Genomic DNA, 25,376 nt, shown 5'->3' with positions numbered 1-25,376 from the left:
CGTCAGGCGCCGCTTGCCTCGTCCAGCGCCTGAGCGAGGCGCACGTACTCGTCCACCGGCACTTCCTCCGCGCGGCGGGCGAGATCGAAACCGAGCGCGTCGAAATCGAGGCGATCGCGATAGTCGCCGAGCGTATTGCGCAGCATCTTGCGCCGCTGCGAGAAGGCGGCCGTCACGAGTTCGCCGAGCAGGGCTTCGTTGAGCTTCGGCAGTTCGTGCGGCGCGTACGGAATCATGCGCACGATCGCCGAATCCACCTTCGGCGGCGGCTGGAACGATTCGGGCGGCACGTCCAGCATCTTGTCCATCACGTAGCGATACTGAAGCATCACCGAAAGGCGGCCGAACGCCTTGCTGCCCGGCTCTGCCACCATCCGCTCGACCACCTCGTTCTGCAGCATGAAGTGCTGGTCGATCACGCGATCGGCGAACGTGGCGAGATGAAACAGCAGCGGGCTCGAAATGTTGTACGGCAAGTTGCCGACGATGCGCAGCGATGGCTTCTCGCCAGGCGCCGCGAGCGAGCCGAAGTCGAACGCGAGCGCGTCGCCCGCGTGCAACTCGAGGAGCGGGCCGAACTTTTTAGTGAGGCGCGCGATCAGGTCGCGGTCCAGTTCGACCGCGTGCAACGGCGACTCTGGCGTGGCGAGGCGTTCGATGAGCGGCTCGGTGAGGGCGCCGAGGCCCGGCCCGATCTCGACCATGCGCTCACCGCGCTGCGGGCGAATGACGTCGACGATCGAGTCGATCACGCCCGTGTCGACGAGGAAGTTCTGGCCGAAGCGCTTGCGCGCAAAGTGGCCCTGGTGCTGTCTGCTGCTGTTGGACATCTTCTCTGGAATCAATCAGATGGCGCGCCGGTGGCGGGCCATCGAAACGGCTGTGTCGAGGGCGGCGATCAGGCTGCCGGCGTCCGCGCGGCCCGTGCCGGCGAGGTCGAGCGCGGTGCCGTGATCGACCGAGGTGCGCACGATCGGCAAGCCGAGCGTGACGTTGATGCCCTCGCCGAACGTCGCGTATTTCAGGACCGGCAGGCCCTGGTCGTGGTACATCGCCAGCACGCAGTCTGCGTCCTTGAGGTAGCGCGGCTGGAACAGCGTGTCGGCGGGATACGGGCCGCGAGCGTCAATGCCCTCGGCGGCGGCGGCCGTCAGCGCCGGCGAAATCGTGTCGATTTCCTCGCGCCCCAGGTAGCCGTTCTCGCCCGCGTGCGGGTTCAGGCCGGTCACGAGGATGCGCGGCAGCGGCACACCGAAATGGTGCCGCAGATCATGGTCGATGATGCGCAGCGTTTCGACGAGCCCGTCGACGGTCAGCGCCGCCGATACGTCCTTGAGCGGCAAATGCGTGGTGGCGAGCGCCACGCGCAACGGCCGGGCTCCCGTGCCCGCCAGCATCATGACCACTCGCGGCGTGTGGGTGCGTTCGGCCAGGTATTCGGTGTGGCCGGTGAACGGCACGCCGGCGTCGTTGATGGTGCTCTTTTGCAGCGGCGCGGTGACGATCGCGTCGAACTCGCCGGACACCGCGCCGTCAATGGCGCGGTCGAGCAGTGCGAGCACATAACGGCCGTTAGCGGCGTCGAGCTTGCCCGGCTTCGCGGGCGCCGCCAGCCCGACATGCTCGACCTGCACGGGCTGACTGGCCAGCACGGCGGCCCAGTCGACGTTAGCGGCTTGCGCGCGGGTCTCGATGAGCGCGCTGTCGCCGAGCACGACGAACTGCGCATCGGGCCAGTGCACCGAGGCGCCCGCCAGCGCGGCGGCGGTCAGCTCGGGGCCGACGCCCGCCGGTTCGCCGGTGGTGATGGCAATGCGGATCGGGCCCGCCCTCCGCGGAGCCGGCGACGACGTTGCGGAGGTGTTCATGGCTCGAATCCTTTCCAAAGCGATCAGTTGTGCGGCGGCGTCATGCCCGCGATCTTGTAATCGACGTAGGCACTGTCACGCAACTGGCGCAGCCAGTCGGCGTAGGCCTGCTCGGCCTTGCGCTGGCCGATGGCCTGGCGTGCGAGATCCATCTGCTGGGCGATCGAGCCTTCGGCGTCGCGGCGGCCCAGCACCTGGATCAGGTGGTAGCCATACTCGGTGCGCACGGGCTCGCTGAGCTGATTGTCCTGCAGCGTGTTCATCGCGCGCTCGAATTCGGGCACGGTTTCGCCCGGGCTGATCCAGCCAAGGTCGCCGCCCTGCGAGGCGGAGCCGTCCTGAGAATAGGTGCGCGCGAACTTGGCGAAGTCGCCGCCCGCCCCGATCTCCTGGCGGATTTCGAGCAGCTTCTGACGCGCCTGCGGCTCGGACATGCCGTCGCCCACGCGCAGCAGAATGTGGCGCACGTGTGTTTGCACGAGCTTGGGTGCGTCGGCGGCCGTGCCTTGGCCCTGGCGGCGCTCGACGAGCCGCACGATTTCGAAGCCGTCGTTGGTGCGAATCACCGAGGGATTCACTTCGCCCGGTCGCAGCGTGGAAGCTGCGGTCACGAACTCGGGCGGCAGCTTCGATTGCGGCTGGAAGCCCATGTCACCGCCCTTGCCTGCGTCGCTCGCCTGCGAGTTCGACTTGGCAAGGCTCTCGAACTTGCTGCCCGACTGCGCCTCCTTGAGCAGCGCGTTGGCCTTCGCCTGCGCGGCTTCGATGTCGGTCTCAGAAGCGTTCAGCGGCGCCTTGATGAAGATGTGCTGGAAATGCAGGTCGCTCGTCTGGCCTGCGTTCGGCCCGCGCTGGCTCGCGATGTAGTTCGCGACTTCGGCGTCGGAAACCGTGATCCGGCTGTCCACTTCCTTCTCGCGCAGCTTCGAGAGCGTGAGTTCCGTGCGCGCGTCGCGCATGAACGTGCTCCACGGCACCCCGGCCGCCTCGATGCGCGTGCGGTAGGTGGCGAGGTCCATGCCGTTCGCCTGGGCGAGGCGCTCGAGCGTGCGTTGCACGGCGGCGTCGTCGACGATGATGCCGTCTTCCTTCGCCTTCTGGAGCTGGATGCGCTCCAGCACCATCTGGTTGAGCACCTGCGAGCGCAACTGGTCGATGGGCGGGATCGGCGCGTTTTGCTGCTGCAAACGGTGCGAGATGAGTTCGACGCGGCCGTCGAGTTCGCGCTGCGTGATCACGCCGTCATTGACCACTGCGGCGATCGTGTCCACTGCCTGGCCATTGCCGGCCGGGAGACCTTGAGCTTGCGCCGACACGGCAGGCAACACGCCTGCGACGGCGAAGAGACTCGCAGCGTACGCTGCCAGGCGAAGCTTTTTCATGATTCCCACAGATACTCCAATGTTGGCGGGCCCGCTCAGCCCGTCTCTATGCAACCGACACCGCGTTGCCCCGAGGCGCCTCGCGCAAGCCATGCGCTCCGGGTCACGCGTTATTGATAATCAGTGAAGCGCGACGGCGACGGCGCCACACCCGGCAGTTGCGTGTACCCCGGCACTGCGGACCGGAACGCCGCCACGAGTCCGTTGTCGACGTTCGACAGCCCCTTGAGCGTGAGCTGCGCGAGAAAGCGCGTTGACGAACTCGGGCTGCCCGACGTATTGACCCCGTTCGCGTAACGCTGCAGGCCGACACCGAGAACCCAGCAGTCGGCGTCGTACTGCATGCCGACCAGGCCGTCGACGATCCGATGACCGTCCAGATCGTAGTTGAAGCGGCCCACGGCGTACACCCGATGCGAGAACGGCCATTGAGCCGAGATCAGGATCTGGTTGATCGGCGTGTTTTCGAGCGTCGTGTTGGCGCGCGTGTAGCGATACGCCACGTTCAGCACGCGGCTCGGTCCCGGGCTGTACCCGAACCCGATGCTCGCCTTGGTGAACGCGTTGTTGTCGGCATTATATTGGAACGCCGTTTCCGAAGCGAAACCGCCCCCGATTTTCAGCGATGCGCCCGCGATCAGATCCGAATGCGTCGCCTGCGCGTTAGTCTCGCCGGGAATGAGCGTGACGCGCTGGTCCTGGAAGAAATACTGCTGCGCCAGCACGAAGCGCGCGCGCTCGTCGCCCGAGGCCGGGTCGATGAAGCGCGTGGTGATCGCGGCCGTGATGCGGTTCGCGTCGGCGATGCGGTCGTTACCGACGAAGGTGTTCGGCGTGAAAATTTCCGCGAGCCCGAAGTCCGACTCGGCGGTATCGAAAAGGGGCGCGAACTGCTGGTTGTGGTACGGCGTGTACACGTAGTACAGGCGGGGTTCCAGCGTCTGGATGTAATCCTGGCCGAACAGGTGCACCGAGCGGTCGAACACGAGCCCCGTGTCGAAGCTGAACGTGGGGATCGATTCGGTGAAGCTCTTCGGCGTGCCGACGGGCGAACCGAAGGTCGTGCCCGGCGCGCCGATGTTGCTCAGGTTGTACGACGCGAAGTGCCATTGCACCTTCGGCGTGACGAAATAACCCGGCCCCATCAAGGAGTACGACAGGTACGGATTGAAGACGACGCGGTCGCCTTCGGTCGCGTTGGCTTCCGTGATGCGGAAGCGCGAATAGTCGGCTTCCATGCCGTAGTCGAAGCCGCCGACGTTGTACTTCGCGTACTTCACGTTCAACTGCGGCTCTCGGCCGTATGGCGGCGTCGACGACTCGACCGTCTGCCAGTGCTGCCAGCGACCCAGCACCGACCACGGCCCGTTGTTGTACGTGAGGCCGGCTTCCTGCTGATAGAGCGTCTGCGTGCCGTTCAGGAACTGGTTGGCCGGAGACGACAGGTCGGACGAGTAGGTATTGTCCGAGACCTTGTTGTAGTAGACGTAACCGCCGAACCCGTTGCCGAAGTTCTGGTTGTGCTGGATGAACAGCGCGTAGCGGTTCGTCTTCGTGATCGCGTCGTCCGGCAGGAACGTTCCCGTGATCGAGCCCGAGTAGTTCGTCGAGAGATACCGGTAATTGCCCTGCAGGAACACGCCCCGCTTCGAGATGATCTCGGGCGTGAACGTCAAGTCGCGGTTCGGCGCGATGTTGAAATAGTACGGCAACGAAATTTCGTAGCCGTTCGTCGAGCTGATCGAGAACGTCGGCGGCAACAGGCCGCTGCGCCGCTCGCCCGAAAGCGGGAACGACAGCCACGGGCTCGCGAAGATCGGCACGTTCTGGAAGAACAGCACGCCGTTGTGCGCCACGCCTTCGTCGCTGCCCGTGTCGAAGTCGAATTCGCTGCCCTTGATGTACCAGGCCGGATTGGTCGAACACTGGCACGCGGTGTAGGTGCCGTTCGTGAGCACCGAGCGTTCGCTGTCCAGCAGATCGGCGCGCGCGGCGCTGCCCGAGCCGCCCGTGAGCGTGAAATGGTATTTCGGCGCGGGCATGAAGCCCTCGTTCGCCTCGACCTTCAGATGCGCCTCGGGCCCCACGAACGTCGTGCCCTTTTGCGACACCACGACATTGCCATACGCGTTGGCCATGTCGGTGTCCTGGTCGTAGTGAAGAGCGTCGCCTTTCACCACGTTCGAGCCCTGGCGCAGCTCCGCGGCGCCTCGCACGGCGAGGTCGGTGTCCACGGTGCCGGTGGTCGAATCGCCGAGCACGAAAGTCGCCGGGCGCTGACCCGGCGCGTTGATGTGGTCCTCGAGTTGCGGCGCGAGCCGCAGGCTCCACGGGCCGTCCAGCTGCTGCGGCTGAGCGGCGTCGCCCGTGAGCTGGGCGTGCGCGAGCGCAGGCACCAGACCCGGTACGGCCATGAGTGCCGCGATGAGCCGCCGCTTGCCCGGCACGCCGTCGTCACTGAGGGAGATCGTCTGGAAAAACTGTCTGGGCGGCATGTATGGTTTTGGCGAATCGGCCCGGCCGCCGCCCACTCCGTCATGGCGGCCCGCCTGCGCACCGCCCTTCCGATGAACCGGATCGAGGCCGGACTGCACACAATCAATTACATTTCATCGAACGATGGACCGGCGATGAATGCGGCGAACCTACCGTCATGCGGGCTTTGGCGCGAGTCGCGTCAAAAAAGTCGTGGGGTATTATATGGCAAGACGTTGATCCACTGATTTTGCCTCTGGCTTTCATGACCTTTTCTGCCGCGCATTCCCCCGCCGCTTCCCCAGCCGACAGCCGCCGCGATCTGCTCGCCGCCTGGCTCGGCAGCCACGCCGAACGCTACGCCCTCGACCTCGCGACGCTAGCGCCCGCCTCCGCCGACGCGAGCTTTCGCCGCTACTTCCGCCTCGCGAGCGCGGGTACGCATGGCGAGACGCTAATCGCGGTCGACGCCCCGCCCCCCGAAAAATGCCGCGAATTCGCCCAGATCGCGCAGTTGCTCGAAGCAGCGGGCGTGCATGTGCCGCGCGTGCTCGAAGCGGATTTCGACGCGGGCTTGATGCTCGTGACCGATCTCGGCACCGCGCCCTACCTGAAAACGCTGCAGGAAGCCGGCCCCGGCCCGCGCTCGCGCGAACTGATGCGCGACGCGATCGACGCGCTGATCCGCTGGCAGCTGAGTTCGCGCGCGGGCGTGCTGCCGGACTTCGACGAAGCCTTCATGCGCCGCGAGATGGAGCTGATGCCCGAGTGGTATCTCGAGCGCCATCTGGGCCGCAAGGTCGACGAGGCCACGCGCGGCGTGCTCGATCGCACCTTCGCGCTGCTCGTGACGAGCGCGCGCACCCAGCCGCAGACCTTCATGCTGCGCGACTTCATGCCCCGCAACCTGATGATCGCCACGCCCAACCCCGGCGTGCTCGACTTCCAGGACGCCGTGTACGGCCCGATCACTTACGACGTCGTCTCGCTGCTGCGTGACGCGTTCCTGAGCTGGGACGAGGAGTTCGAGCTTGATTGCTTCGCGCACTACTGGGAGCGCGCGAAGAAAGCGGGACTGCCCGTCGACCAGGACTTCGGCGAGTTCTACCGCCAGCTCGAATGGATGGGCCTGCAGCGCCACATCAAGGTGCTCGGCCTCTTTTGCCGCATCCACTATCGCGACGGCAAACCGCATTACATGAACGACCTGCCGCGCTTTCTCGCCTACGCGAGCAAGGTCGCGCACCGCTACCGCCCGCTGGCTCCATTCGCGCGCCTCATCGACGACCTGCAGGGCAGCGCCGTCGAAGTCGCTTACACCTTCTGAAACGGGCCGCCATGACCCAATCGAATCACGCGCCGGCGACGGCGGCCCGCGGTCGCACCGCGATGATCTTCGCCGCCGGGCGCGGCGAGCGCATGCGTCCGCTCACCGACACCTGCCCGAAGCCGCTCCTCGAAGTGGGCGGCAAGCCGCTCATCGTGTGGCAGATCGAGCGGCTCGCGGCGGCGGGCTACACGCGCATCGTCATCAATCATGCGTGGCTTGGCGCGCAGATCGAAGCCGCGCTCGGCGACGGCTCGCGCTTTGGCGTGGCGCTCTTCTACTCGCCTGAAAGCGACGCGCTCGAAACCGCGGGCGGCATTGCGCAGGCGCTCCCGCTCATCGCGCCAGACGGCGCGGCCGAGGTCTTCCTCGCGGTGAGCGGCGACGTCTATAGCGAGTACGATTTCGCGCGGCTCGCGGCGCGCACCGAGGCGCTCGCCGCGCGCGAAGCGCCAGGCATGCATCTCGTAATGGTGCCGAACCCGGCGTTCCATCCGAACGGCGACTTCGCGCTGGGCTCAGACGGCCACCTCGCGCTCGAAGGCGCGCCGCGCTATACGTTCGGCAATTTCGGCCTTTACGACACGCGCATGTTCCGCGATCTCGCGCCGGGCACGAAGCGCGCGCTCACACCGTACTATCGCGAGGCGATCGCCCAGGGTCGCGCGAGCGGCGAACTGTACGAGGGCGTATGGGAGAACGTCGGCACGCCCGCGCAACTCGAAGCGCTCGACACCGCGCTGCGCGCCAACGCCCGGCAGGGCTGAAGCACGCCGTGCGCAACGCAAAAGCGCCGGCGCGCGGCTCGCTTCAGTGCCCGCCCGCTGCCGGCGCTTCGATCTGTCCTTCCGGTGCCTGGGGCGCCTCGCTCGCCTTCTGCTGCTGCAGCGCCCACATCTGCGCATAATGCCCGCCCGCGGCGAGCAGTTGCGCATGCGTGCCGCGCTCCACGATGCGCCCATGATCCATCACGATGATCTGCTGCGCGTGCACCACGGTCGAGAGCCGGTGCGCGATGACGAGCGTCGTGCGCTCGCGCGCGATCAGATCGAGCTCGTGCTGGATGGCGCGCTCGGAGCGCGAGTCGAGCGCCGACGTCGCCTCGTCGAACAAAAGGATCGGCGGATTCTTGAGCAGCGTGCGCGCGATCGCCACGCGCTGTTTCTCGCCGCCCGAGAGCTTGAGGCCGCGCTCGCCCACGGGCGTGTCGTAGCCCCTGGGCAGGCTTTCGATGAACGCGTGAATGTGCGCCGCGCGCGCGGCCGCGATCACCTCTTCGCGGCTCGCCGTGGGGCGGCCATAAGCGATGTTGTAGTAGATCGAATCGTTGAACAGCACCGTGTCCTGCGGCACGATGCCGATCGAGGCGCGCAGCGAATCCTGCGTGACGTCGCGAATATCCTGACCATCGATCGTGATTGCGCCACCCGTCGTGCGATCGAGATCGTAGAAACGGAACATCAGCCGCGCGAGCGTGGACTTGCCCGAGCCGCTGTGCCCCACCACGGCCGTGGTCGTGCCCGCCGCAATCGTGAAGCTCAGGTCGTGCAGGATCTGGCGTGAAGGCTCGTACGCGAAGTTCACGCGCGAAAAGCGCACCTCGCCGCCGCGCACCGCGAGCGGCAGCGCGCCGGGCGCGTCGGGCACTTCGCGCTCGACGGTGAGCAGCGTGAACATGCGGTCCATGTCCGTGAGGCTCTGCTTCAGTTCACGATAGACGACGCCGAGAAAATTCAGCGGAATGTAAAGCTGAAGCATGAACGTGTTGATGAGCACGAGGTCGCCAAGAGTCAGCCGTCCCGCCATCACGCCCTGCGTGGCGCGCCAGAGTATGAACACGAGCCCCGTGCCGATGATCGCCTGCTGCCCGAAGTTGAGCGCCGAGAGCGACTGCTGCGACTTGATCGCGGCCTTCCTGTAGCGGCGCAGGTTCTCGTCGTAGCGCGTCGTTTCCCACTCTTCGTTGCCGAAATACTTCACGGTCTCGTAGTTGATGAGCGAATCGATCGCGCGCGAGTTGGCGCGCGAATCGAGCTCGTTCATCGTGCGGCGGAAATGCGTGCGCCACTCGGTCACCTTCACCGTGAAGACGATGTACGCAACCAGTGCGACGAGCGTGACGATCGCGTAATACGCCTCGTACTTGACCACGAAAAAGCCGAGCACGAGGCCCACTTCGACGAGCGTCGGCAGGATGCTGTAGAGCGAGTACGAAATGAGCTGCGTGATGCCGCGCGTGCCGCGCTCGATGTCGCGCGACATGCCGCCCGTCTGCCGTTCGAGATGAAAGCGCAGCGACAGCGAATGCAGATGGCGGAAGACCTTAAGCGCGAGCTGGCGCACGGCGCTCTCGGTCACCTTCGAAAAAAGGATTTCGCGCAGTTCGGTGAAGAGCGATGTCGAGAGGCGCACCACGGCGTATGCCACGACGAGCAGCCCGACGCCGCCCGCGAGCACGATGCCCGGGGCGTGCTCCGCGCGCCCGAGCGCTTCGAGATGACGCACCGAGGCGAGGCCATCGACGATGTGCTTCATCACGATCGGCACGCCGAGGTTGGCCACCTTCGCGCCGATCAGACAGCAGAGCGCGAACGCCACGCGCCATTTGTACGCGGTCAGGTAAGGCAGCAGGGAAACGATCGTCTGCCAGTCGTTGCGCGGCCCGGTGGCGGGCAGCGCGGGTTCGTTGGAAGCGGGAAAGCGGCGCATGGCGGGGCGGCGATATGAGTGTGCGAAATTCGGTGGGATTGCGGCGGGAAGCGCGGCGGAAAGTGCGGTGCGAAGTGTGGTGAGAAGTGTGGGTAGAAGCGCGGTGAGAATGCGCTGCGAACGCCGCGCGAATGCGTAGTGCGAAGGCCGGTTCGAAGACCGGAGCCGGGCGCGGCGCAAGCGGCACGACGAGTCCTGTGGGGCAATCGGCGACGGGTTTCGCGAGGGTGGAAGGTACTTATCGACCCGCCCGCCGCGCCTCATGCTTTCCCGTACAATTCCTGATCGACGTATTGTCGCAGAAGGCGGCGCGCCCCGCTGGACGCGCTCATGCCTGCCCAACAGCGCATGTCAGCACCAGGGCCAGCGCCGCTGCGCCGCCCGCCGTTCGATCCCTTTTCATGGAAGCCCGATGACCGATTCGTTCCCGCTCCCCCAAAAATCGCCCGCGCTGCGCGTCGTGCCGCAACCCTCGGATGCGAACGTCCACGGCGACGTCTTCGGCGGCTGGATCATGGCGCAGGTCGACATTGCCGGCTCGATTCCGGCGAGCCGCCGCGCCAACGGGCGCGTCGCGACCGTCGCGGTGAACTCGTTCGTGTTCAAGCAACCGGTGTTCGTGGGCGATCTGCTGAGCTTCTACGCCGAAATCGTCAAGACGGGCAACACCTCCGTGACCGTTGAGGTCGAGGTGTACGCCCAGCGCATGCGCCTCCAGGAGGAAGTCGTCAAGGTCACCGAAGCAACGCTCACTTACGTGGCGACCGGCGCGGACCGCCGTCCGCGCCCACTGCCCGCAATTGAATAACACAACTGCGAACGCAACCACGAACGCAACCGCGAACGCCCGGCGCGTGCGCCGGGCTCAAACCGTCCACGCAAGCCCGGGCGCTTCCTCGTAAGCGGCGCTCGCGCGCAGCAGCGCCGCCGCCTCGTCGCCGGGCAGCGGCGGCGCGAAGAAGTACCCTTGCAGTTCGTCGCACGCGCGCTCGCGCAGGAAGGCGAACTGCGCCGACGTCTCCACCCCTTCCGCGATCACCTGCAATTGCAACTCGTGCGCGAGCGCGATGATGGCCGCCGTGATCGTTTCGTCGTCGCTGCTCGTGCCGATGTCGGCGACGAACGAGCGGTCGATCTTGAGCCGGTCCACGGGCAGACGCTTCAGGTAGCTCAGGCTCGAATAACCGGTGCCGAAGTCGTCGATGGCGATGCCGATGCCAAGCGCGTGCAGCTCGTTGAGCATCGACACGGCTTCCTCGGCGTTGCGCATGAGCGTGCTCTCGGTCAGTTCGATTTCGAGCCAGCAGGCTTCGAGCCCGGTTTCCTGGAGCACATCCTTCACGAGTTGCGCAATGTCGCGCTGGTGGAAGGTCCTCGCCGAGAAGTTCACGGAAACGCGCACGGGCGGCAGCCCCGCGAGTTGCCACTCGCGATTCTGCCGGCACGCCTCGCGCAGCACCCAGTCGGAGAGCGGGCCGATGAGGCCGCTTTCCTCGGCCACCGGAATGAACTGCGCAGGCGAAACGAGCCCCACCTCGGGATCGCGCCAGCGCACGAGCGCCTCCATGCCGATAATGCGCCCGCCCTCGATCTCCACCTGGGGCTGGTAGTGCAGCAGGAACTCGCCGTCGCGCAGCGCGCGACGCAGTCGCCTTTCGAGATTCAGGCGCGCGCCCACGTTCGCATTCATCTCCGGCTGGAAGAACTGGAACGTATTGCGGCCCATGTCCTTCGCGCGGTACATCGCGACGTCGGCCTTCTTGAGCAGCGTCTCCGCGTCGCTGCCGTCCTGCGGGTACACGCTCGCGCCCATGCTGCAGCCCACGTAAAGCTCGGTGCCGTCGATCCATACCGGCTCCGAGATCAGCGCGCGCGCCCGCTCCATCCAGCCGATCAGCGCCTTCTCGTCGATGGCGTCGGTGAGCACGATCACGAACTCGTCGCCACCGTGGCGCGCGACCGTCTCGGTCGTGCGCGTGCAGCGCTGGAGCCGCTCGGCCACTACGCCCAGCAGCCGGTCGCCCACGCTGTGGCCCAGGCTGTCGTTGACGTTCTTGAAGCCGTCGAGATCGATGAACACCACGGCCACGCCGGTGTCGTGCCGCTGCGCCGCGAGCAGCGCATGCTGAAGCCGGTCGCGCAGCAGATTGCGGTTGGGCAGCAGCGTGAGGCTGTCGTAGTTCGCCTGGTATTCGAGTTGCTCCTGGTAGCGAATCAGCTCGGTCACGTCGTTGATGATGCCGATGTGGTGCGTGATGCGCCCATCGAGATCGGGCACCGGCGCGATCAGCAACTGGTTCCAGAAGAGCGCGCCGTCCTTGCGGTAATTGCGCAGCACGGCGCTCACCTCGCGGTTCGAGAGCAGCGCCTTGCGGATCGCGATGAGGCCGTCCTGCTCGCGGTCGTCGCGCTGCAGGAAGCGGCAGTCCTGGCCGATCACCTCGCTGGGATCGAAGCCCGTGATGCGGCCGAACGCCGGATTCGCGTACTCGATCAGGTTGCTGCCGCCCGGCCCCGGCGCGGTGATGAGAATCGCGTTGGTGCACGCGTCGAGCGCGCGGCTTTGCAGGCGCAGCGCGAGGTCGGCGCGCTTGCTTTCGGTCGTGTCCGTGTAGGAGCCGAGCACGCCGATCACGCGGCCGTCGCCGTCGAGCATCGGCAGCTTGCTCGTGAGCGTCGTGCGGTGCAGCCCGTCGATCGTGAGGTCGTCCTCGTAGTTGATGCGCGGCAGGCCGGAGTCGATCACCTCGCGGTCCTGTTCGCGCATCGCGTCGGCATAGGCGCGCCACGGCAGGTCGTCGTCGGACTTGCCGATGATCTGCTCGGGGTACGCGAGACCTGCGTCGCGCGCGAAAGTCATGTTGCAGCCGAGATAGCGCGACTCGGCATCCTTCCAGAAGATGCGCTGCGGAATGTTATCGATCACCGTCTCGAGCATCTGGTTCGAGCGCTGCGCTTCCGCTTCCGCCTTGATCTGCTCGGTCACGTCGTCGGCGAGCACGAACACGGCGTCGCGGCCGAGGAAAGTGAGCGAGTGATGCGAAATGTCCACACTGACGAGCGAGCCGTCGCGCCGGCGGTGGTGCCAGATGCCGGCCATCGTGCGCAGGTTCCGCGTGAGCGTGTCCGAGCGGGCAAGGTGCTGCTCGAGTCGCGCGACTTCCTCGGGCGGACGGATGTCGCGGATCGTCATCGCGAGGAACTCTTCCTCGCTGTAGCCGTACTGCTGGATCGCGGCCGTGTTCACGGCGAGAAAACGCATCGTCTCGCGGTCGAACACATACATGGGCACCGGGTGGGCGTCGAACAGCCCCTGGAAGCGCTCGCTGCGCAGGCGCATGCCGCTCACCGCGCGCAGCTTCTCGCGGGCGGCGCTCTCGCGCGCGCCGAACGTGTAGATGAGCAGCGTCGCCCCCGCGAGCATCGTCACGATCAGGAGCACGAGGGCGCGGCCACCCGAACGCGCCGAATCGGCGAGCGCGGCAGCAAGCGCCTGGTCCTGCGTGCGTTGCAGCGCCGCGAGGCGCATGTCGAGCCGGTCGACGAGGGAATCGAAGCGGAGGTATTCGCCGGAGAGCCAGGCGGCAGTGGCGGGCGACACGCCCTCCGCGGTGGGCGCGGCGGTTGCGGGCAGGAGCGTCTTGGCGTTTGGCGTCGCGGGCGTCTGGACGGTGCTTGCCGCGATGCCGGTCGTGACGTTCCCACCGGTGCTTGCCGCGGCATGCGCGGCAAGCGGCGCGGCTGCTGGCGAATCCGGCGTGACGGCGCTCGCCGCCTCCGGGGCCGCGGCGTGCAGCGGCAGTATCGCGCCGGTCACGATATGCCCGTCCGCGCGCGCATTCGGTACGCTCGGCGAGTGAGCCGCCGGTGCCGCGACGCCGTTGCGGGCAAGCGCCTCGCGCGCGGCAAGCTGCGCCGCGGGCGCGCGCGCCGCATTGGGTGGCGTTGCCGCGCCGGCCTGCTGGCCGGTCGCGCCGCCTGCCGCGGGATCATCCAATGGCGCCGCGCTCGCCCCCGCCACGGCCTGTCCGCGCTCGTCGGCCACGCGCTGCCCGGCGCGCGCGAGCGTCTCATCGATCTCCCTCGCAATGGCGGCGGCATCGGCCGCCGTCGCATCGAAGCGGGCTGCGAGGTTGGCATCGCCGGCCAGCTCAGCCCGCAGTACGCGGCCGGTTTCATCGAGCAGGGCGGCACGCGCCTCGCGTGCGCCGGCGGACTCGGCCTGCCCCTGCACCGCGAGACGGCTCAGCGCGCTCAAGCCGCTGCCGAACGCGTCGCGATAGCGGTCGAGGTCGTGGCGGATCGTCGCCGCCTGGCCGGCGCGCAGATCGATCTCGCGCTGACCGTCGATCTGCGTCCACGCGACAAAGGCGTTTGCGCCGACGGCCGCCGCAACGACGGCGAGATTGATAAGTTGGCGCTTCGAAAAGAGAAAGTTCATGAATGCCGAGCGTCGTTCGCGCCCGCGCCGTGGACGCGGGATGATGGGTCACGACTGCGCGCGACCGGTCGGCGCCTGACGCGCCAACCCGAAATAACGGCACGCCTCGGCTTGTCTTGAGGGAAAAATCGCTGAAAGCGGCGAAAAAAAAGCCCGGCGGCGCGCGCGAGGCGGCCTCCGCCAGCGGAATCAGGATAACGATCGAGCGGGAAAAATCAGCAGGTAAGCATCAACGCGGCACCGCCAGCCCGAACTCTCGCATGGCCGGCAGGAAGTCGTGGTTGCCCTCCGGTTTGCGCGCGAGCTTGGCAAGCACATAACGCTGGAACGGGGCGAGTTGCGCCCAGTCTTCGAGGCCGGGTGGCCGCAGATTGGCGAGCTCCGCCTGCAGCGCAATGCCGGCCGGCACCGCACTCACGTCGCGCCAGGCCGGCGCTTCGTCGGGCGCGAACCATTCGGGTTCGACGTTGGCATGCGTGCGGATCATCTCGAACAGCGCGTGATCGAAATTGGGCTCGATCTGCGTGTCCTCGTCCACGGGAAAACACGCCAGCAGCCGGCGGTCCTCGTAGGGCAGCAACTGCCATTGCGCGAGGGAAATGCGCAGACCAAAACGATCCAGGTTGAAGCGCACGCACATCGGAATAAAGGTGAGATTTTCCGACGAGTCGACCTCGAACCGGAAGAGCAGCGGAGCTTCGTTCAATGCCATGACGGTATCCTCGCGAGGCGGGCGTGGGCGCGACAAGCGCGGGCGGCCCGCTTGAGGTATTTTAGAACCTTCCGCGCGCGGCGCAGGGCCGCCATCCACCGGCAGCGCTGCGGTACCGCGCCGCCGCTGCATAAGGACTGATGGAGTTCCCGCTTGGCCACACCGCCCCGTTCCCCCGCTCTCACGCCGACCCTGGCGGCGCCACCCCTCGAATCCGAAGGCCAGCCCGGCGCCATCGAGCTGCGTGTGCACCGTCACCGCAGCGGCACGGTAGAAACGCATGTCGACCACGTGGGCCAGGAATGGCCCGTCGCGCTCGTCTTCAACGGCATTTCGCATGCGGTCATGATGTGCACGCCGCGCGACCTCGAAGCGTTCGCAGTGGGCTTTGCGATCTCGGAAGGCATCGTCGGGCGCAATGCCGACATCCAGGACATCGAGGTCTACTGGCACGCAGAGCCTTCGGTCGACCTGCCGCATGCCGAAGTCCATCTCACGGTGGTCCAGCAGGCGTTCGTCGCGCTGAAGGAAAAGCGCCGCGCGCTCGCCGGTCGTAGCGGCTGCGGCGTATGCGGCATCGAGAGCATCGATCTGCTCGATCTCGAACCGGAGCAGGTGCCCGACACCGGCTTCGTTGCGCGGCTCGCGCCCGACGCCATCGCGCGCGCCGCCCGGGAGCTGCCGCAGCACCAGGCGCTCACGAAGCTCACGGGCGGCCTGCACGCGGCCGCGTGGTGCGACGAAAACGGCACGATCCTGCGCGCCTTCGAGGACGTGGGCCGCCACAACGCGCTCGACAAGCTCATCGGTCAGCTCGTGATCGAGCGCGCCGACACGCAGCAGGGCTTCGTCTTCCTCTCCAGCCGCGCAAGCTACGAGCTCGTGCGTAAGGCCGCGCGCGTGGGCATTCCGATGGTCGCGACGATCTCGGCGCCCTCCTCGCTCGCCATCGCCATCGCCAAGCGCGCCGGCCTGCGGCTCGTGAGCTTTTGCCGCGAGTCGGGCTACGTCGATTACGAAACGGCGTGAAGCACACTCCGTAATTCGTGACGCCCGGCCCGGCGCCTCAATCGAACTGCCGGAAATCCGGCTTGCGCTTTTCGAGGAACGCAGTGAACGCCTCGCGCGCCTCGGGCGAGAGCAGCATCTTGCCGAAGTGCACGCACTCCTCGCTGATACGCGTCTTGATCTCGTGCTCGCTCGCGTGCTTCATGAGCGACTTCGTCATGCGCAGCGACGAAGCAGGCAGCGCGACGAGCTTCGCCAGTTGCGCGGCAACGAACGCATCGAGCTCGGCGGCTGGCAGCACTCGGTTCACGAAGCCCATGCGATGCGCCTGCTCCGCGTCGACGATCTCGCCGAGCATCAGCATCTCCGCCGCGCCCTGATACCCCGCAATGCGAGGCAGCAGCAGCGACGAAGCCGCCTCCGGGCACAGCCCGAGCTGCGCGAACGGCACGGCGAAGCGCGCGTTGTCGGCGGCGTAGACCATATCGCAATGCAGCAGCAGCGTCGTGCCCACGCCGATGGCCGGTCCTTTCACCGCCGCGACGAGCGGCTTCTCGAACGTCGAGATGGCGTCGAGAAAGCGGACCACGGGCGAATCGGCGCCAGTGGGCGGCGACTTCAGGAAGTCTTCGATGTCGTTGCCCGCCGTGAAGATTTCGGCGCCGCCGCGCACCAGCACCGCGCGCACCGACGCATCCTCGCGCGCGGCCGCGAACGCGTCGATCATCGCCAGATACATTGCGGGCGTGAGCGCGTTCTTGCGCGCGGGCCGGTCGATGGTGATCGTGAGCACGCCGTTTTCGCGTGCGGTCAGGATTTCGTTGCTCATGCGGGAGTCTCCTCGCAAAGTCCACACATCCGATAACAAAAAACGGCCCGCAAACCGCGAAGTCTGCGAACCGTGTCGATCAACGCCTGGGCGTTTCGGCCGGAGCGCTTACAGCCGCTCGATGATGCCGGCCGCACCCATGCCGGTGCCGACGCACATCGTCACCATGCCGTACTTGTAGTTGCGGCGGCGCAGGCCGTGCACGACCGTCGAGGCGCGGATCGCGCCCGTCGCGCCGAGCGGGTGGCCCAATGCGATGGCGCCGCCGAGCGGGTTGATCTTCGAAGGATCGAGGCCGAGGTCCTGGATCACCGCCAGCGACTGCGCGGCAAACGCCTCGTTCAGCTCGATCCAGTCGAGATCGTCCTGCTTGAGGCCCGCGGCCTTGAGCGCGGCCGGAATTGCTTCCTTCGGGCCGATGCCCATGATCTCCGGCGGCACGCCGCGCACCGCGAAGCTCACGAAGCGCGCGAGCGGCGTGAGGTTGAACTGCTTGAGGACCTTCTCGGAGACGACGATCAGCGCGCCAGCGCCGTCGGACGTCTGCGAGCTGTTGCCCGCCGTGACCGAGCCCTTGTTCGCGAACACGGCGCGCAGCTTCGCGAGACCTTCGAGCGTGGTGTCGGCACGCGGGCCTTCGTCGAGCTCGATCAGGCGTTCCTTCACTTTCACCTCGCCCGAGGCGAGATCAGGATAGCGCTCGACGATCGTGTATGGCGCGATCTCGTCCTTGAACTCGCCCGCCTGTTGCGCGACGAGCGCGCGGCGGTGCGATTCCACCGAGAACGCGTCCTGCGCCTCGCGGCTCACCTTCCAGCGCTCCGCCACTTTCTCTGCGGTCAAGCCCATGCCGTAAGCAATGCCGACGTCTTCGCTGCGATCGAAGATGTGCGGCGAGAGCGACGGCTTGTTGCCCATCATCGGCACCATGCTCATCGACTCGCAGCCGCCCGCGATGATCGCGTCGGACTCGCCCACGCGGACGCGGTCCGCCGCCATGGCGAGCGCCGTGAGACCCGACGCGCAGAAGCGGTTGACGGTCACGCCGCCCACGCTCTGCGGCAGCCCCGCGAGCAGCGCGCCCATGCGCGCCACGTTCAGTCCCTGCTCGGCCTCGGGAATCGCGCAGCCGACGATGGCGTCTTCGATCACGCTCGTGTCGAGGCCGGGGACCTGCGCCACGGCCGACCTGATCGCGTGAACGAGCAGCTCGTCGGGGCGGGTGTTCCTGAACACACCGCGCGGCGCCTTGCCGATGGGCGTGCGGCTCGCGGCGACGATGTATGCGTCCTGCAACTGTTTGCTCATCTCTTACTCCAGTCCGTTGTCTCGTGCCGCTTTAGTTGCGCACCGGCTTGCCGGTTTGCAGCATGCCCATGATGCGTTCCTGTGTCTTTTGCGTGCCGAGCAGCTCGACGAACGCGCGGCGCTCGAGCTTGAGCAGCCACTCTTCGTCGACGAGGCTGCCCGCCTCGACGTCGCCGCCGCAGATCGCTTCGGCGATGCGGCTCGCAATCAGGAAGTCGTGATCGCTGATGAAGCGGCCGTCGCGCATGTTCACGAGCGACGCCTTGATCGTCGAGATCGCCGAGCGGCCCGCCACCGGAATCTGCGTTGCGCGCAGCGGCGGACGATAGCCCGCCGCCGAGAGTGCGCGCGCTTCCTTCTTCGCCGTGTCGAGCAGCTCGAAGACGTTGAAGACGATCGTGTCCGACGGCTTCAGATAGCCCATGGCGCGCGCTTCGTGCGCCGAGCCCGAGACCTTGGCCATCGCCGCGTTTTCGAACGACTTCTGCAGGAACCTGAGCAAATCGCTCGGCGCCGCACCGATCGCCTGCGCGCCTTCGGCCGCACGAATGGCCGCTTCCTTCAGGCCTCCGCCAGCCGGCACGAGACCCACGCCAACTTCGACGAGGCCGACGTAGCTCTCGATATGCGCGACGCGCTTCGCGCTTTGCAGCATGATTTCGCAGCCGCCGCCGAGCGCGATGCCGGACACCGCCGTGATGACGGGCACGTTGGCGTACTTCACGCGCAACATCGTGTCCTGGAACTTCTTCACGAAGGGCTCGATGCCCTTCGCGCCGCCCATCATGAACGCGGGCATCGCCTCTTCGAGGTTCGCACCCGCCGAGAACGGGCCGCCCGGCGTACCGAGCTTGAGCGAAGTCGGCTGCCAGATCACGACGCCCTTGTAGCCGTCTTCGGCGATGTCGATAGCCTTCACGAGCGAGTCGAGCAGGCCCGGGCCCATCGTGTTCATCTTGCTCTTGTACGAGACGATGACGACATCGTCCTCGCCCGCACGGTCGTCCACCCATGCGCGCAGGTGCTCGTTTTCGAACAGCGTCTTGCCGTAGGTCTTCGGATCGCGCGCCCCGGTTTCACCGAAGAGCGCCGCGCGGAACACCTGGCGCTCGTACACGGGCAGATTCGAGCGCGGCTCGAAGCGTTGCGCGGCCGGCGACCACGAGCCGTCAGCAGCGTGCACGCCGCCGTTCGCGGCCACCGGGCCGTCGAACACCCAGGCGGGGAGCGGCGCATTCGAGAGCGCCTTGCCCGCTTCGATGTCTTCCTTCACCCACTCGGCGACCTGCTTCCAGCCCGCGGCCTGCCAGCCCTCGAACGGGCCTTCGTTCCAGCCGAAGCCCCAGCGGATCGCGAGATCCACGTCGCGCGCGTTGTCCGCGATCGACTGCAGATGCACGCCGATGTAATGGAACACGTCGCGGAAGATCGCCCACAGGAACTGCGCCTGCGGATGCTGGGTTTCGCGCAGGAGCTTCAGGCGCTCGGCAGGCGGGCGCTTGAGGATGCGGCCCACCAGCTCGTCGGCCTTGCCGCCGCCGTCGACGTACTCGCCCGTGCTGGGGTCGAGCACCTTGATCGCACGGCCTTCCTTGCGATAGAAACCTGCGCCCGTCTTCTGGCCGAGCGCGCCCTTCGCCACGAGACCCGCGAGCACGGCCGGCGTCTCGTAGACGGGGAAGAACGGATCGTCCTTCAGGTTGTCCTGCATCGTCTTGATGACATGCGCCATTGTGTCGAGACCGACGACATCGGCGGTACGGAACGTCGCCGATTTGGCGCGGCCAAGGCGCGCGCCCGTGAGGTCGTCGACTTCGTCGAAGCGCAAACCGAACTTCTTCGCCTCGGCGATCACCGCGAGAATCGAGAACACGCCCACGCGGTTCGCGATGAAGTTCGGCGTGTCCTTCGCGCGCACCACACCCTTGCCGACGACGCTCGTGAGGAACGATTCGAGCTGGTCGAGGATTTCGGGCTTCGTGTGCGTCGTCGGGATCAGCTCGACGAGGTGCATGTAGCGCGGCGGATTGAAGAAGTGCACGCCGCAAAAACGCGCCTTCAAGGCGTCGTCGAACCCATGCGAAAGTTCGGTGATCGACAGGCCCGAAGTGTTGCTCGCGAAAATCGCGTTCGGAGCGAGGTGCGGCGCGACCTTCTTGTAGAGGTCGTGCTTCCAGTCCATGCGCTCGGCGATCGCCTCGATCACCACGTCGCATTCCGCGAGCTTCGCGATGTCGTCCTCGTAGTTCGCGGGCGTGATGTATTGCGCGTCGTCCTTCACGCCGAACGGCGCGGGCGAGAGCTTCTTGAGCGTGTCGATCGCCTTGAGCGCGATCGCGTTCTTCGGGCCTTCCTTCGCGGGCAGATCGAACAGCAGCACGGGCACGCGGGCGTTGATGAGGTGCGCGGCGATCTGCGCGCCCATCACGCCGGCGCCGAGCACGGCTACCTTGCGAATATTGAGATTGCTCACGTTGTTCCTCCAGCGGATATGCAATGTCGAGCGGATTTGGGATGGTTTGCGGCGCGGACCGGCCTGTTGTTATTCTTGCCGAGGCGCCGCTTCCGGGCATTCGGTGTTTCAGCGCCGCGCGCGCTCGCGAGCAAAGCAAGCAGCGCGCAGCTTGAGCGCTTAGAACAGCGCTTCGTCGACTTCCATCAGCGTCTTCGAACCCGCGCGCGCCTGGCGGATCGACGTGGCCGTTTCAGGCAGCAGCTTCGCAAAATAGAAGCGCGCCGTTGCCAGCTTCGACTTGTAGAACGGATCGCCCGAGCTTTCCTTGTCGAGCGCGATGCGCGCCATGCGCGCCCAGAAGTACGCGAATACGAGGTGGCCTGCCGTGCGCAGGTACGGCACCGCGGCCGCGCCCACTTCGTCGGGGTTCTGCATGGCCTTCATGCCGATTTCCATCGTGAGCTTCTGCATCTTGTCGCCGATGTCGGCGAGCGGATTCACAAACTCCTGCATCTCCGGCTTGATGCCTTCGGCTTCGACGAAATCCGTCACGAGCTTGCCGAACTTCTTGAGCTTCGCGCCCATGTCGCCCAGCACCTTGCGGCCCAGCAGGTCGAGCGACTGGATCGTGTTCGTGCCTTCGTAGATCTGGTTGATACGCGCGTCGCGCACGTACTGCTCCATGCCCCACTCGGAGATGAAGCCGTGCCCGCCGTACACCTGCATGCCGAGGTTGGTGCTCTCGAAGGCGTTGTCGGTGAGAAAGGCCTTGATGATCGGCGTGAGCAGCGCGACGAGATCGGCGGCTTCCTTGCGCTCGGCTTCGTCGCCGTGCGAGAGCTCCTTGTCGATCTGCAGCGCGGACCAGTACGTGAACGCGCGCGCGCCCTCGGCCCATGCCTTCTGCGTGAGCAGCATGCGGCGCACGTCGGGATGCACGATGATCGGGTCGGCGGCCTTTTCGGGCGCCTTCGGGCCGGTCAGCGCGCGCATCTGCAGACGCTCCTTCGCGTACGCGAGCGAGTTCTGATAAGCGACTTCGGTGAGGCCGAGGCCCTGCATGCCGACGCCGAGGCGTGCGGCGTTCATCATCACGAACATGGCGTTCAAGCCCTTGTTCGGCTCGCCGACGAGCCAGCCCTTCGCGCCGTCGAGGTTCATCACGCAGGTGGCGTTGCCGTGAATGCCCATCTTGTGCTCGATCGAGCCGCACTTGATGCCGTTGCGCTCGCCGATCGCGCCCGCCGCCGTGGGAATGAACTTCGGCACCACGAAGAGCGAGATGCCCTTCGTTCCCGGCGGCGCGTCCGGCAGCCGTGCGAGCACGAGGTGGATGATGTTCTCGGCCATGTCGTGCTCACCGCTCGAGATGAAGATCTTCGTGCCGGTGATCGCATACGAGCCGTCGCCGTTGGGCTCGGCCTTCGTGCGCAGGATGCCGAGGTCGGTGCCGCAATGCGGCTCGGTCAGGCACATCGTGCCGGTCCACACGCCTTCGACCAGCTTCGGCAGGTAGGTTTTCTGGAGTTCGGGCGTACCGTGCGCGTGCAGACACTCGTAGGCGCCATGCGAGAGACCCGGATACATGGTCCACGCCTGGTTCGCCGAGTTCAGCATTTCGTAGAGGGCGTTGTTGACGAACGCGGGCAGGCCCTGGCCACCGTATTCGGGATCGCAGCCGAGCGCCGGCCAGCCCGCTTCGACATACTGCCTGTACGCTTCCTTGAAACCCGTCGGCGTGGTGACGACGCCGTCACCGGCGTAGGTGCAGCCCTCGCGGTCGCCGACCTGATTCAGCGGAAACAGCACCTCGGAGCAGAACTTGCCGGCTTCTTCGAGCACCTGATTGATGGTGTCGGCATCGAGGTCGGCGTGCTTCGGCATCTGCTTCACTTCGCCTTCCACGTTCAGCAGCTCGTGCAGCACGAACTGCATGTCGCGCAGCGGCGCGGTGTACTGTCCCATGTCTTCTCTCCAGAATGTGAGCTTCGGGTCCCTCGCGCCGCCGCAACTTCGATGGTGCGGCAAGACGCTACTGGGTTCCGCTCTGATACGAAACGATCAACCTCTCGAACGCGGCCCACGTATGCTCGACCGCGTCCGGCAGATGCAGGAAGCGGCCGTCATGATGCAGGCCGAGCGTCACGCTATACAGTTCGAAGAGCATCAGCGCGGGATCGGTGTCCTTACGCAAATGCCCTTCCTCGATTGCCTGCGAAATGGCCCTCATGAGCGCCGCGCGCCACATCGACACGCTCGCCACGAGCGTCTCGCGCACCTGGCTGTCCGCGCGGTCGTCGTACTCGACCGCGCCGCTGATGTAGATGCAGCCGGTCGTGACTTCGTGAATGCGCTTCTCGATCCATCGCGACAGCATCGCACGCAGGCGCGGCAAACCACGCGGCTCGCGCAAACTCGGAAAGAAGACTTCTTCCTCGAATCGACGGTGGTACTCGCGCACCACCTCGACCTGCAGGTCTTCCCGCGAACCGAAGTGGGCGAAGACGCCACTCTTGCTCATCTGCATGCGCTCGGCGAGCAGGCCGATGGTCAGTCCTTCCAGTCCGTCGCGTCCTGCGAGATCGAGTGCTGCATCCAGAATGGCGGCTCGTGTCTGTTCGCCTTTTCGCATAGCTTTCTTTACCGTAACGATGCGGCCGCGATGTCGCTGTCGACGGCTAGTCAACCGCTTGCATCGGGGCCTGAATTAAATCGAACGGCCGTACTATTGTTGAGGACGGCCGTCCGCGAAACAAGGACTTTATTAGAAACCGATTTCTAACCGGTACGCTAATTTTCGGGGTTCGTACACCGGGCGCAAGCCGACATTCTCTCGATTGCACGTGCAGGGACTCGTATGGCAGGCGCATCGTTCGGACGACGCTTTCCGGCGACTTTCTCGCGTCTCGCCGTTCTAGTCGTAGCTGCCCACGGTGATGAGCTTCATGAGCGCTCGATAAAACGCCCACGCGAGCCAGTTCACGGCGCGCACTTGCCAGGGCCGCGCCTCGTAACTCGCGCGGTCGATTTCCACGGAGTCGCCGAAGGCGGCGAGAATCTCGCCGCGCAGTTGCTCGATCTGGGGATGCTCGACCAGCAGCACGTTCGCCTCGTTGTTGAGCACGAGGCTGAGCGCGTCGAGGTTGGACGACCCCACGGTGGCCCAACTCGAATCGACGACGGCCACCTTGCCGTGCAGCATCGTTTTCTCGTATTCGGCGATCTGCACGCCCGCACTGAGCAGCGAGTGGTAGAGGAACGGCACCCCGTAGTCGAGCACCTTGAATTCCTTTCGTCCGACGAGAAGCCTGATCGCCACGCCGCGCTCGGCGGCCGAAACGAGCGCGCGCCGCAGCCGCCGTCCCGGCATGAAGTACGGATTGGCGAGCAGCACTTCCTTGCGCGCCTCGCCGATGGCGTCGAGATAGGCCTTCTCGATGGCGCGCCGGTTCACCACGTTGTCGCGCGCGACGAAGGCCACGCACGGCACCTGCGCCGAGCGCGGGTCGCGCACGCTCGCGCGCAGCCGTTCGCGCAGGCGCGTGAACAAGTGTCTCGTGCGAGGCGAGCGCACGGTGGGCGTTAGCGCGCGCAGCGCGTCGTCCACGATCTGTGTTGGGCGACCCACCGTGTGACCGGTCGGATGCGGCGCCATGAAGCCCGCGCTCGCGGGCACGCCGGGCGAGAGCGCCTGCGGCAGCGGCGGGCGGTAGCCGAGCCGGATGCGCCGCCACTGCTGTTCGATCGCGAGTCGGACATCGACGACCACGGGGCCGTGCAGTTCGACGGCGAAATCCCAGCGTGGATACGGCAGCTTGCGGCCATCCTGCTCGATATCGTCGATCACGTTGATGCCGCCACAATACGCAAACTGGTCGTCGATCACGGCGAGCTTGCGGTGCGTGCGCGAAAAGCCGAACCGCCCGAAGATATGCGGGTTGTAGACGCGATGCTCGACGCCCGCACCGAGCCACACCTCGAACAGCCCGATGCGCGGCGAGCCGATGCCGTCGGTGATGACGCGCACGCGCACCCCACGCGCCGCCGCGCGCAGGAGCGCGTCGGAGAGCGAGCGGCCGATGGCGTCGTCGCAGAAGATATAAGTTTCGAGGGCGACGTCGCGCGTGGCTGCGTCGATGCGCGCGATCATCGCGCCGAAGAGATCCGCGCTGGAGCCGAACAGCCGCACGTCATTGCCGCTGGTGAAGCGGTAACGCGAACGATAGCGCCGACCGAGGAGCGCCTCGCGCAGCCTCACGACGCGCTGCGATTCGATGCCCGGATCGGTGCTCGTCTCGCTCATGTTCCGCTCACTTGAGTCGCTTCATCTCCGTCGCGCCGCTTGCGCCCCTCGCGCCCCTCGCGCAGCCGGGACGGTAGCTGAAGGATGGCCTCGCGGTTCGACCACGAGAAGCACTTCGCCGCCGCTTCCTCGTAAGGCAGCCACAGATACGCCGTATGCTCGCGCGGCGCGAGCGTGACGACTGTGCCCGTGGGCACTTCCAGGCTGAACCAGTGCTCGGTGTTGCGCGTGACGCCGGGCGCATAGCGATGCCGCCAGACGGGATAGATTTCGTACTCGATCTCGTGACGCCAGTCGAGCAGCGCCGCCTGCGGCACACCATCGGTGCCGACGGCAATCCCCGTCTCCTCGGCCACTTCGCGCACGGCGGTTTCGGCGAATGGCTCGTCGAGGCGATCCTTCGAGCCGGTGACGGACTGCCAGAAGCCGGGCCGGTCGGCGCGTTCGATGATCAGGACCTCCAACTGCGGCGTGTGGATGACGACGAGTACGGATTCCGGAATCTTCGGCGGCTTCTGCATGGCGATGGAGCGTGGGGAGGAACGCGCGCTGCGCGCTT

The 25,376-nt window shown here is 66.3% G+C and carries 18 protein-coding genes; 4 read left to right on the top strand and 14 right to left on the bottom strand.

Annotation, left to right across the window (positions count from 1 at the left end):
- Positions 1 to 2: 2 nt before the first annotated feature.
- The 4 genes from rsmA to BMI01S_RS13880 form a co-directional block, all read right to left on the bottom strand.
- On the bottom strand, positions 3 to 830 hold the full coding sequence (gene rsmA, locus BMI01S_RS13895) for a 16S rRNA (adenine(1518)-N(6)/adenine(1519)-N(6))-dimethyltransferase RsmA (RefSeq protein ID WP_028211812.1): 828 nt from the start codon (positions 828 to 830) through the stop codon (positions 3 to 5).
- 15 nt (positions 831 to 845) lie between these two features.
- A complete protein-coding gene (gene pdxA / locus BMI01S_RS13890; RefSeq protein ID WP_028211813.1) occupies positions 846 to 1,868 on the bottom strand; it encodes a 4-hydroxythreonine-4-phosphate dehydrogenase PdxA in 1,023 nt (340 codons plus the stop codon).
- 23 nt (positions 1,869 to 1,891) lie between these two features.
- Positions 1,892 to 3,259 (bottom strand): peptidylprolyl isomerase, encoded by a 1,368-nt coding sequence (locus BMI01S_RS13885; RefSeq protein ID WP_028211814.1) that lies wholly within the window; start codon positions 3,257 to 3,259, stop codon positions 1,892 to 1,894.
- 101 nt (positions 3,260 to 3,360) lie between these two features.
- A complete protein-coding gene (locus BMI01S_RS13880; RefSeq protein ID WP_028211815.1) occupies positions 3,361 to 5,745 on the bottom strand; it encodes an LPS-assembly protein LptD in 2,385 nt (794 codons plus the stop codon).
- Positions 5,746 to 5,990: 245 nt separating this feature from the next.
- Here BMI01S_RS13880 and BMI01S_RS13875 point away from each other — a divergent pair, with 245 nt between their 5' ends.
- Both BMI01S_RS13875 and murU read left to right on the top strand, forming a co-directional pair.
- Positions 5,991 to 7,052: an aminoglycoside phosphotransferase family protein gene (locus tag BMI01S_RS13875; RefSeq protein ID WP_028211816.1), complete on the top strand. Its 1,062-nt coding sequence runs from the start codon at positions 5,991 to 5,993 to the stop codon at positions 7,050 to 7,052.
- A 62-nt stretch (positions 7,053 to 7,114) separates the two neighbouring features.
- Positions 7,115 to 7,819 (top strand): N-acetylmuramate alpha-1-phosphate uridylyltransferase MurU, encoded by a 705-nt coding sequence (gene murU / locus BMI01S_RS13870; protein WP_028211817.1) that lies wholly within the window; start codon positions 7,115 to 7,117, stop codon positions 7,817 to 7,819.
- A gap of 43 nt (positions 7,820 to 7,862) precedes the next feature.
- Here murU and BMI01S_RS13865 read toward each other — a convergent pair whose 3' ends face one another.
- A complete protein-coding gene (locus BMI01S_RS13865) occupies positions 7,863 to 9,761 on the bottom strand; it encodes an ABCB family ABC transporter ATP-binding protein/permease (RefSeq protein ID WP_028211818.1) in 1,899 nt (632 codons plus the stop codon).
- A 412-nt stretch (positions 9,762 to 10,173) separates the two neighbouring features.
- Between BMI01S_RS13865 and BMI01S_RS13860 the strand changes: the two genes are divergently transcribed.
- The gene (locus tag BMI01S_RS13860) at positions 10,174 to 10,569 is read left to right on the top strand and encodes an acyl-CoA thioesterase (protein ID WP_028211819.1); all 396 of its coding nucleotides are present in this window, start codon (positions 10,174 to 10,176) and stop codon (positions 10,567 to 10,569) included.
- Between the two features lie 57 nt (positions 10,570 to 10,626).
- On the opposite strand, the gene BMI01S_RS13855 is transcribed toward BMI01S_RS13860, so the two are convergent.
- Together BMI01S_RS13855 and BMI01S_RS13850 are read right to left on the bottom strand one after the other, a co-directional pair.
- The gene (locus tag BMI01S_RS13855; RefSeq protein ID WP_081715985.1) at positions 10,627 to 14,202 is read right to left on the bottom strand and encodes an EAL domain-containing protein; all 3,576 of its coding nucleotides are present in this window, start codon (positions 14,200 to 14,202) and stop codon (positions 10,627 to 10,629) included.
- 229 nt (positions 14,203 to 14,431) lie between these two features.
- Positions 14,432 to 14,914 carry a nitrate reductase associated protein gene (locus BMI01S_RS13850; protein WP_028211820.1) on the bottom strand — a complete coding sequence of 161 codons (483 nt, stop codon included), beginning with the start codon at positions 14,912 to 14,914 and terminating at the stop codon, positions 14,432 to 14,434.
- A 192-nt stretch (positions 14,915 to 15,106) separates the two neighbouring features.
- Here BMI01S_RS13850 and fdhD point away from each other — a divergent pair, with 192 nt between their 5' ends.
- On the top strand, positions 15,107 to 15,943 hold the full coding sequence (gene fdhD / locus BMI01S_RS13845) for a formate dehydrogenase accessory sulfurtransferase FdhD (protein ID WP_028211821.1): 837 nt from the start codon (positions 15,107 to 15,109) through the stop codon (positions 15,941 to 15,943).
- A 37-nt stretch (positions 15,944 to 15,980) separates the two neighbouring features.
- On the opposite strand, the gene BMI01S_RS13840 is transcribed toward fdhD, so the two are convergent.
- The 7 genes from BMI01S_RS13840 to nudB all read right to left on the bottom strand — a co-directional run bounded on the left by BMI01S_RS13840 (position 15,981) and on the right by nudB (position 25,338).
- Positions 15,981 to 16,751 (bottom strand): enoyl-CoA hydratase, encoded by a 771-nt coding sequence (locus tag BMI01S_RS13840; protein ID WP_028211822.1) that lies wholly within the window; start codon positions 16,749 to 16,751, stop codon positions 15,981 to 15,983.
- Between the two features lie 108 nt (positions 16,752 to 16,859).
- Entirely contained in the window at positions 16,860 to 18,059 is a 1,200-nt protein-coding gene (locus BMI01S_RS13835; RefSeq protein WP_028211823.1) for an acetyl-CoA C-acyltransferase, read from the bottom strand.
- Positions 18,060 to 18,090: 31 nt separating this feature from the next.
- The gene (locus tag BMI01S_RS13830) at positions 18,091 to 20,532 is read right to left on the bottom strand and encodes a 3-hydroxyacyl-CoA dehydrogenase/enoyl-CoA hydratase family protein (protein ID WP_028211824.1); all 2,442 of its coding nucleotides are present in this window, start codon (positions 20,530 to 20,532) and stop codon (positions 18,091 to 18,093) included.
- Positions 20,533 to 20,691: 159 nt separating this feature from the next.
- Entirely contained in the window at positions 20,692 to 22,479 is a 1,788-nt protein-coding gene (locus BMI01S_RS13825) for an acyl-CoA dehydrogenase C-terminal domain-containing protein (RefSeq protein ID WP_028211825.1), read from the bottom strand.
- Positions 22,480 to 22,546: 67 nt separating this feature from the next.
- Positions 22,547 to 23,146, bottom strand: coding sequence for a TetR/AcrR family transcriptional regulator (locus BMI01S_RS13820; RefSeq protein ID WP_028211826.1), 600 nt, complete (start codon positions 23,144 to 23,146; stop codon positions 22,547 to 22,549).
- 282 nt (positions 23,147 to 23,428) lie between these two features.
- Positions 23,429 to 24,817: a phospholipase D-like domain-containing protein gene (locus BMI01S_RS13815; RefSeq protein ID WP_036018873.1), complete on the bottom strand. Its 1,389-nt coding sequence runs from the start codon at positions 24,815 to 24,817 to the stop codon at positions 23,429 to 23,431.
- Entirely contained in the window at positions 24,814 to 25,338 is a 525-nt protein-coding gene (gene nudB / locus BMI01S_RS13810) for a dihydroneopterin triphosphate diphosphatase (RefSeq protein ID WP_042289527.1), read from the bottom strand. The genes BMI01S_RS13815 and nudB overlap by 4 nt, the downstream gene beginning before the upstream one ends.
- Positions 25,339 to 25,376 lie beyond the last annotated feature (38 nt).

Source organism: Paraburkholderia mimosarum LMG 23256 = NBRC 106338, from assembly GCF_000739815.1.
GTDB classification, from domain to species: domain Bacteria; phylum Pseudomonadota; class Gammaproteobacteria; order Burkholderiales; family Burkholderiaceae; genus Paraburkholderia; species Paraburkholderia mimosarum.
The sequence above is the reverse complement of the archived record's forward strand: the minus strand, read 5'-3'. Positions and strand labels throughout refer to the sequence as shown.

What these genes read in the sequence shown, in the direction of transcription:
- pdxA (WP_028211813.1), bottom strand. Translation starts at nt 1,868, where the DNA reads ATGAACACCTCCGCAACGTCGTCGCCGGCTCCGCGGAGGGCGGGCCCG.
- BMI01S_RS13865 (WP_028211818.1), bottom strand. Translation starts at nt 9,761, where the DNA reads ATGCGCCGCTTTCCCGCTTCCAACGAACCCGCGCTGCCCGCCACCGGG.
- BMI01S_RS13820 (WP_028211826.1), bottom strand. Translation starts at nt 23,146, where the DNA reads ATGCGAAAAGGCGAACAGACACGAGCCGCCATTCTGGATGCAGCACTC.
- BMI01S_RS13860 (WP_028211819.1), top strand. Translation starts at nt 10,174, where the DNA reads ATGACCGATTCGTTCCCGCTCCCCCAAAAATCGCCCGCGCTGCGCGTC.
- BMI01S_RS13850 (WP_028211820.1), bottom strand. Translation starts at nt 14,914, where the DNA reads ATGGCATTGAACGAAGCTCCGCTGCTCTTCCGGTTCGAGGTCGACTCG.
- murU (WP_028211817.1), top strand. Translation starts at nt 7,115, where the DNA reads ATGATCTTCGCCGCCGGGCGCGGCGAGCGCATGCGTCCGCTCACCGAC.
- BMI01S_RS13835 (WP_028211823.1), bottom strand. Translation starts at nt 18,059, where the DNA reads ATGAGCAAACAGTTGCAGGACGCATACATCGTCGCCGCGAGCCGCACG.
- BMI01S_RS13840 (WP_028211822.1), bottom strand. Translation starts at nt 16,751, where the DNA reads ATGAGCAACGAAATCCTGACCGCACGCGAAAACGGCGTGCTCACGATC.
- BMI01S_RS13825 (WP_028211825.1), bottom strand. Translation starts at nt 22,479, where the DNA reads ATGGGACAGTACACCGCGCCGCTGCGCGACATGCAGTTCGTGCTGCAC.
- BMI01S_RS13875 (WP_028211816.1), top strand. Translation starts at nt 5,991, where the DNA reads ATGACCTTTTCTGCCGCGCATTCCCCCGCCGCTTCCCCAGCCGACAGC.
- BMI01S_RS13880 (WP_028211815.1), bottom strand. Translation starts at nt 5,745, where the DNA reads ATGCCGCCCAGACAGTTTTTCCAGACGATCTCCCTCAGTGACGACGGC.
- rsmA (WP_028211812.1), bottom strand. Translation starts at nt 830, where the DNA reads ATGTCCAACAGCAGCAGACAGCACCAGGGCCACTTTGCGCGCAAGCGC.
- BMI01S_RS13855 (WP_081715985.1), bottom strand. Translation starts at nt 14,202, where the DNA reads ATGAACTTTCTCTTTTCGAAGCGCCAACTTATCAATCTCGCCGTCGTT.
- nudB (WP_042289527.1), bottom strand. Translation starts at nt 25,338, where the DNA reads ATGCAGAAGCCGCCGAAGATTCCGGAATCCGTACTCGTCGTCATCCAC.
- BMI01S_RS13815 (WP_036018873.1), bottom strand. Translation starts at nt 24,817, where the DNA reads ATGAGCGAGACGAGCACCGATCCGGGCATCGAATCGCAGCGCGTCGTG.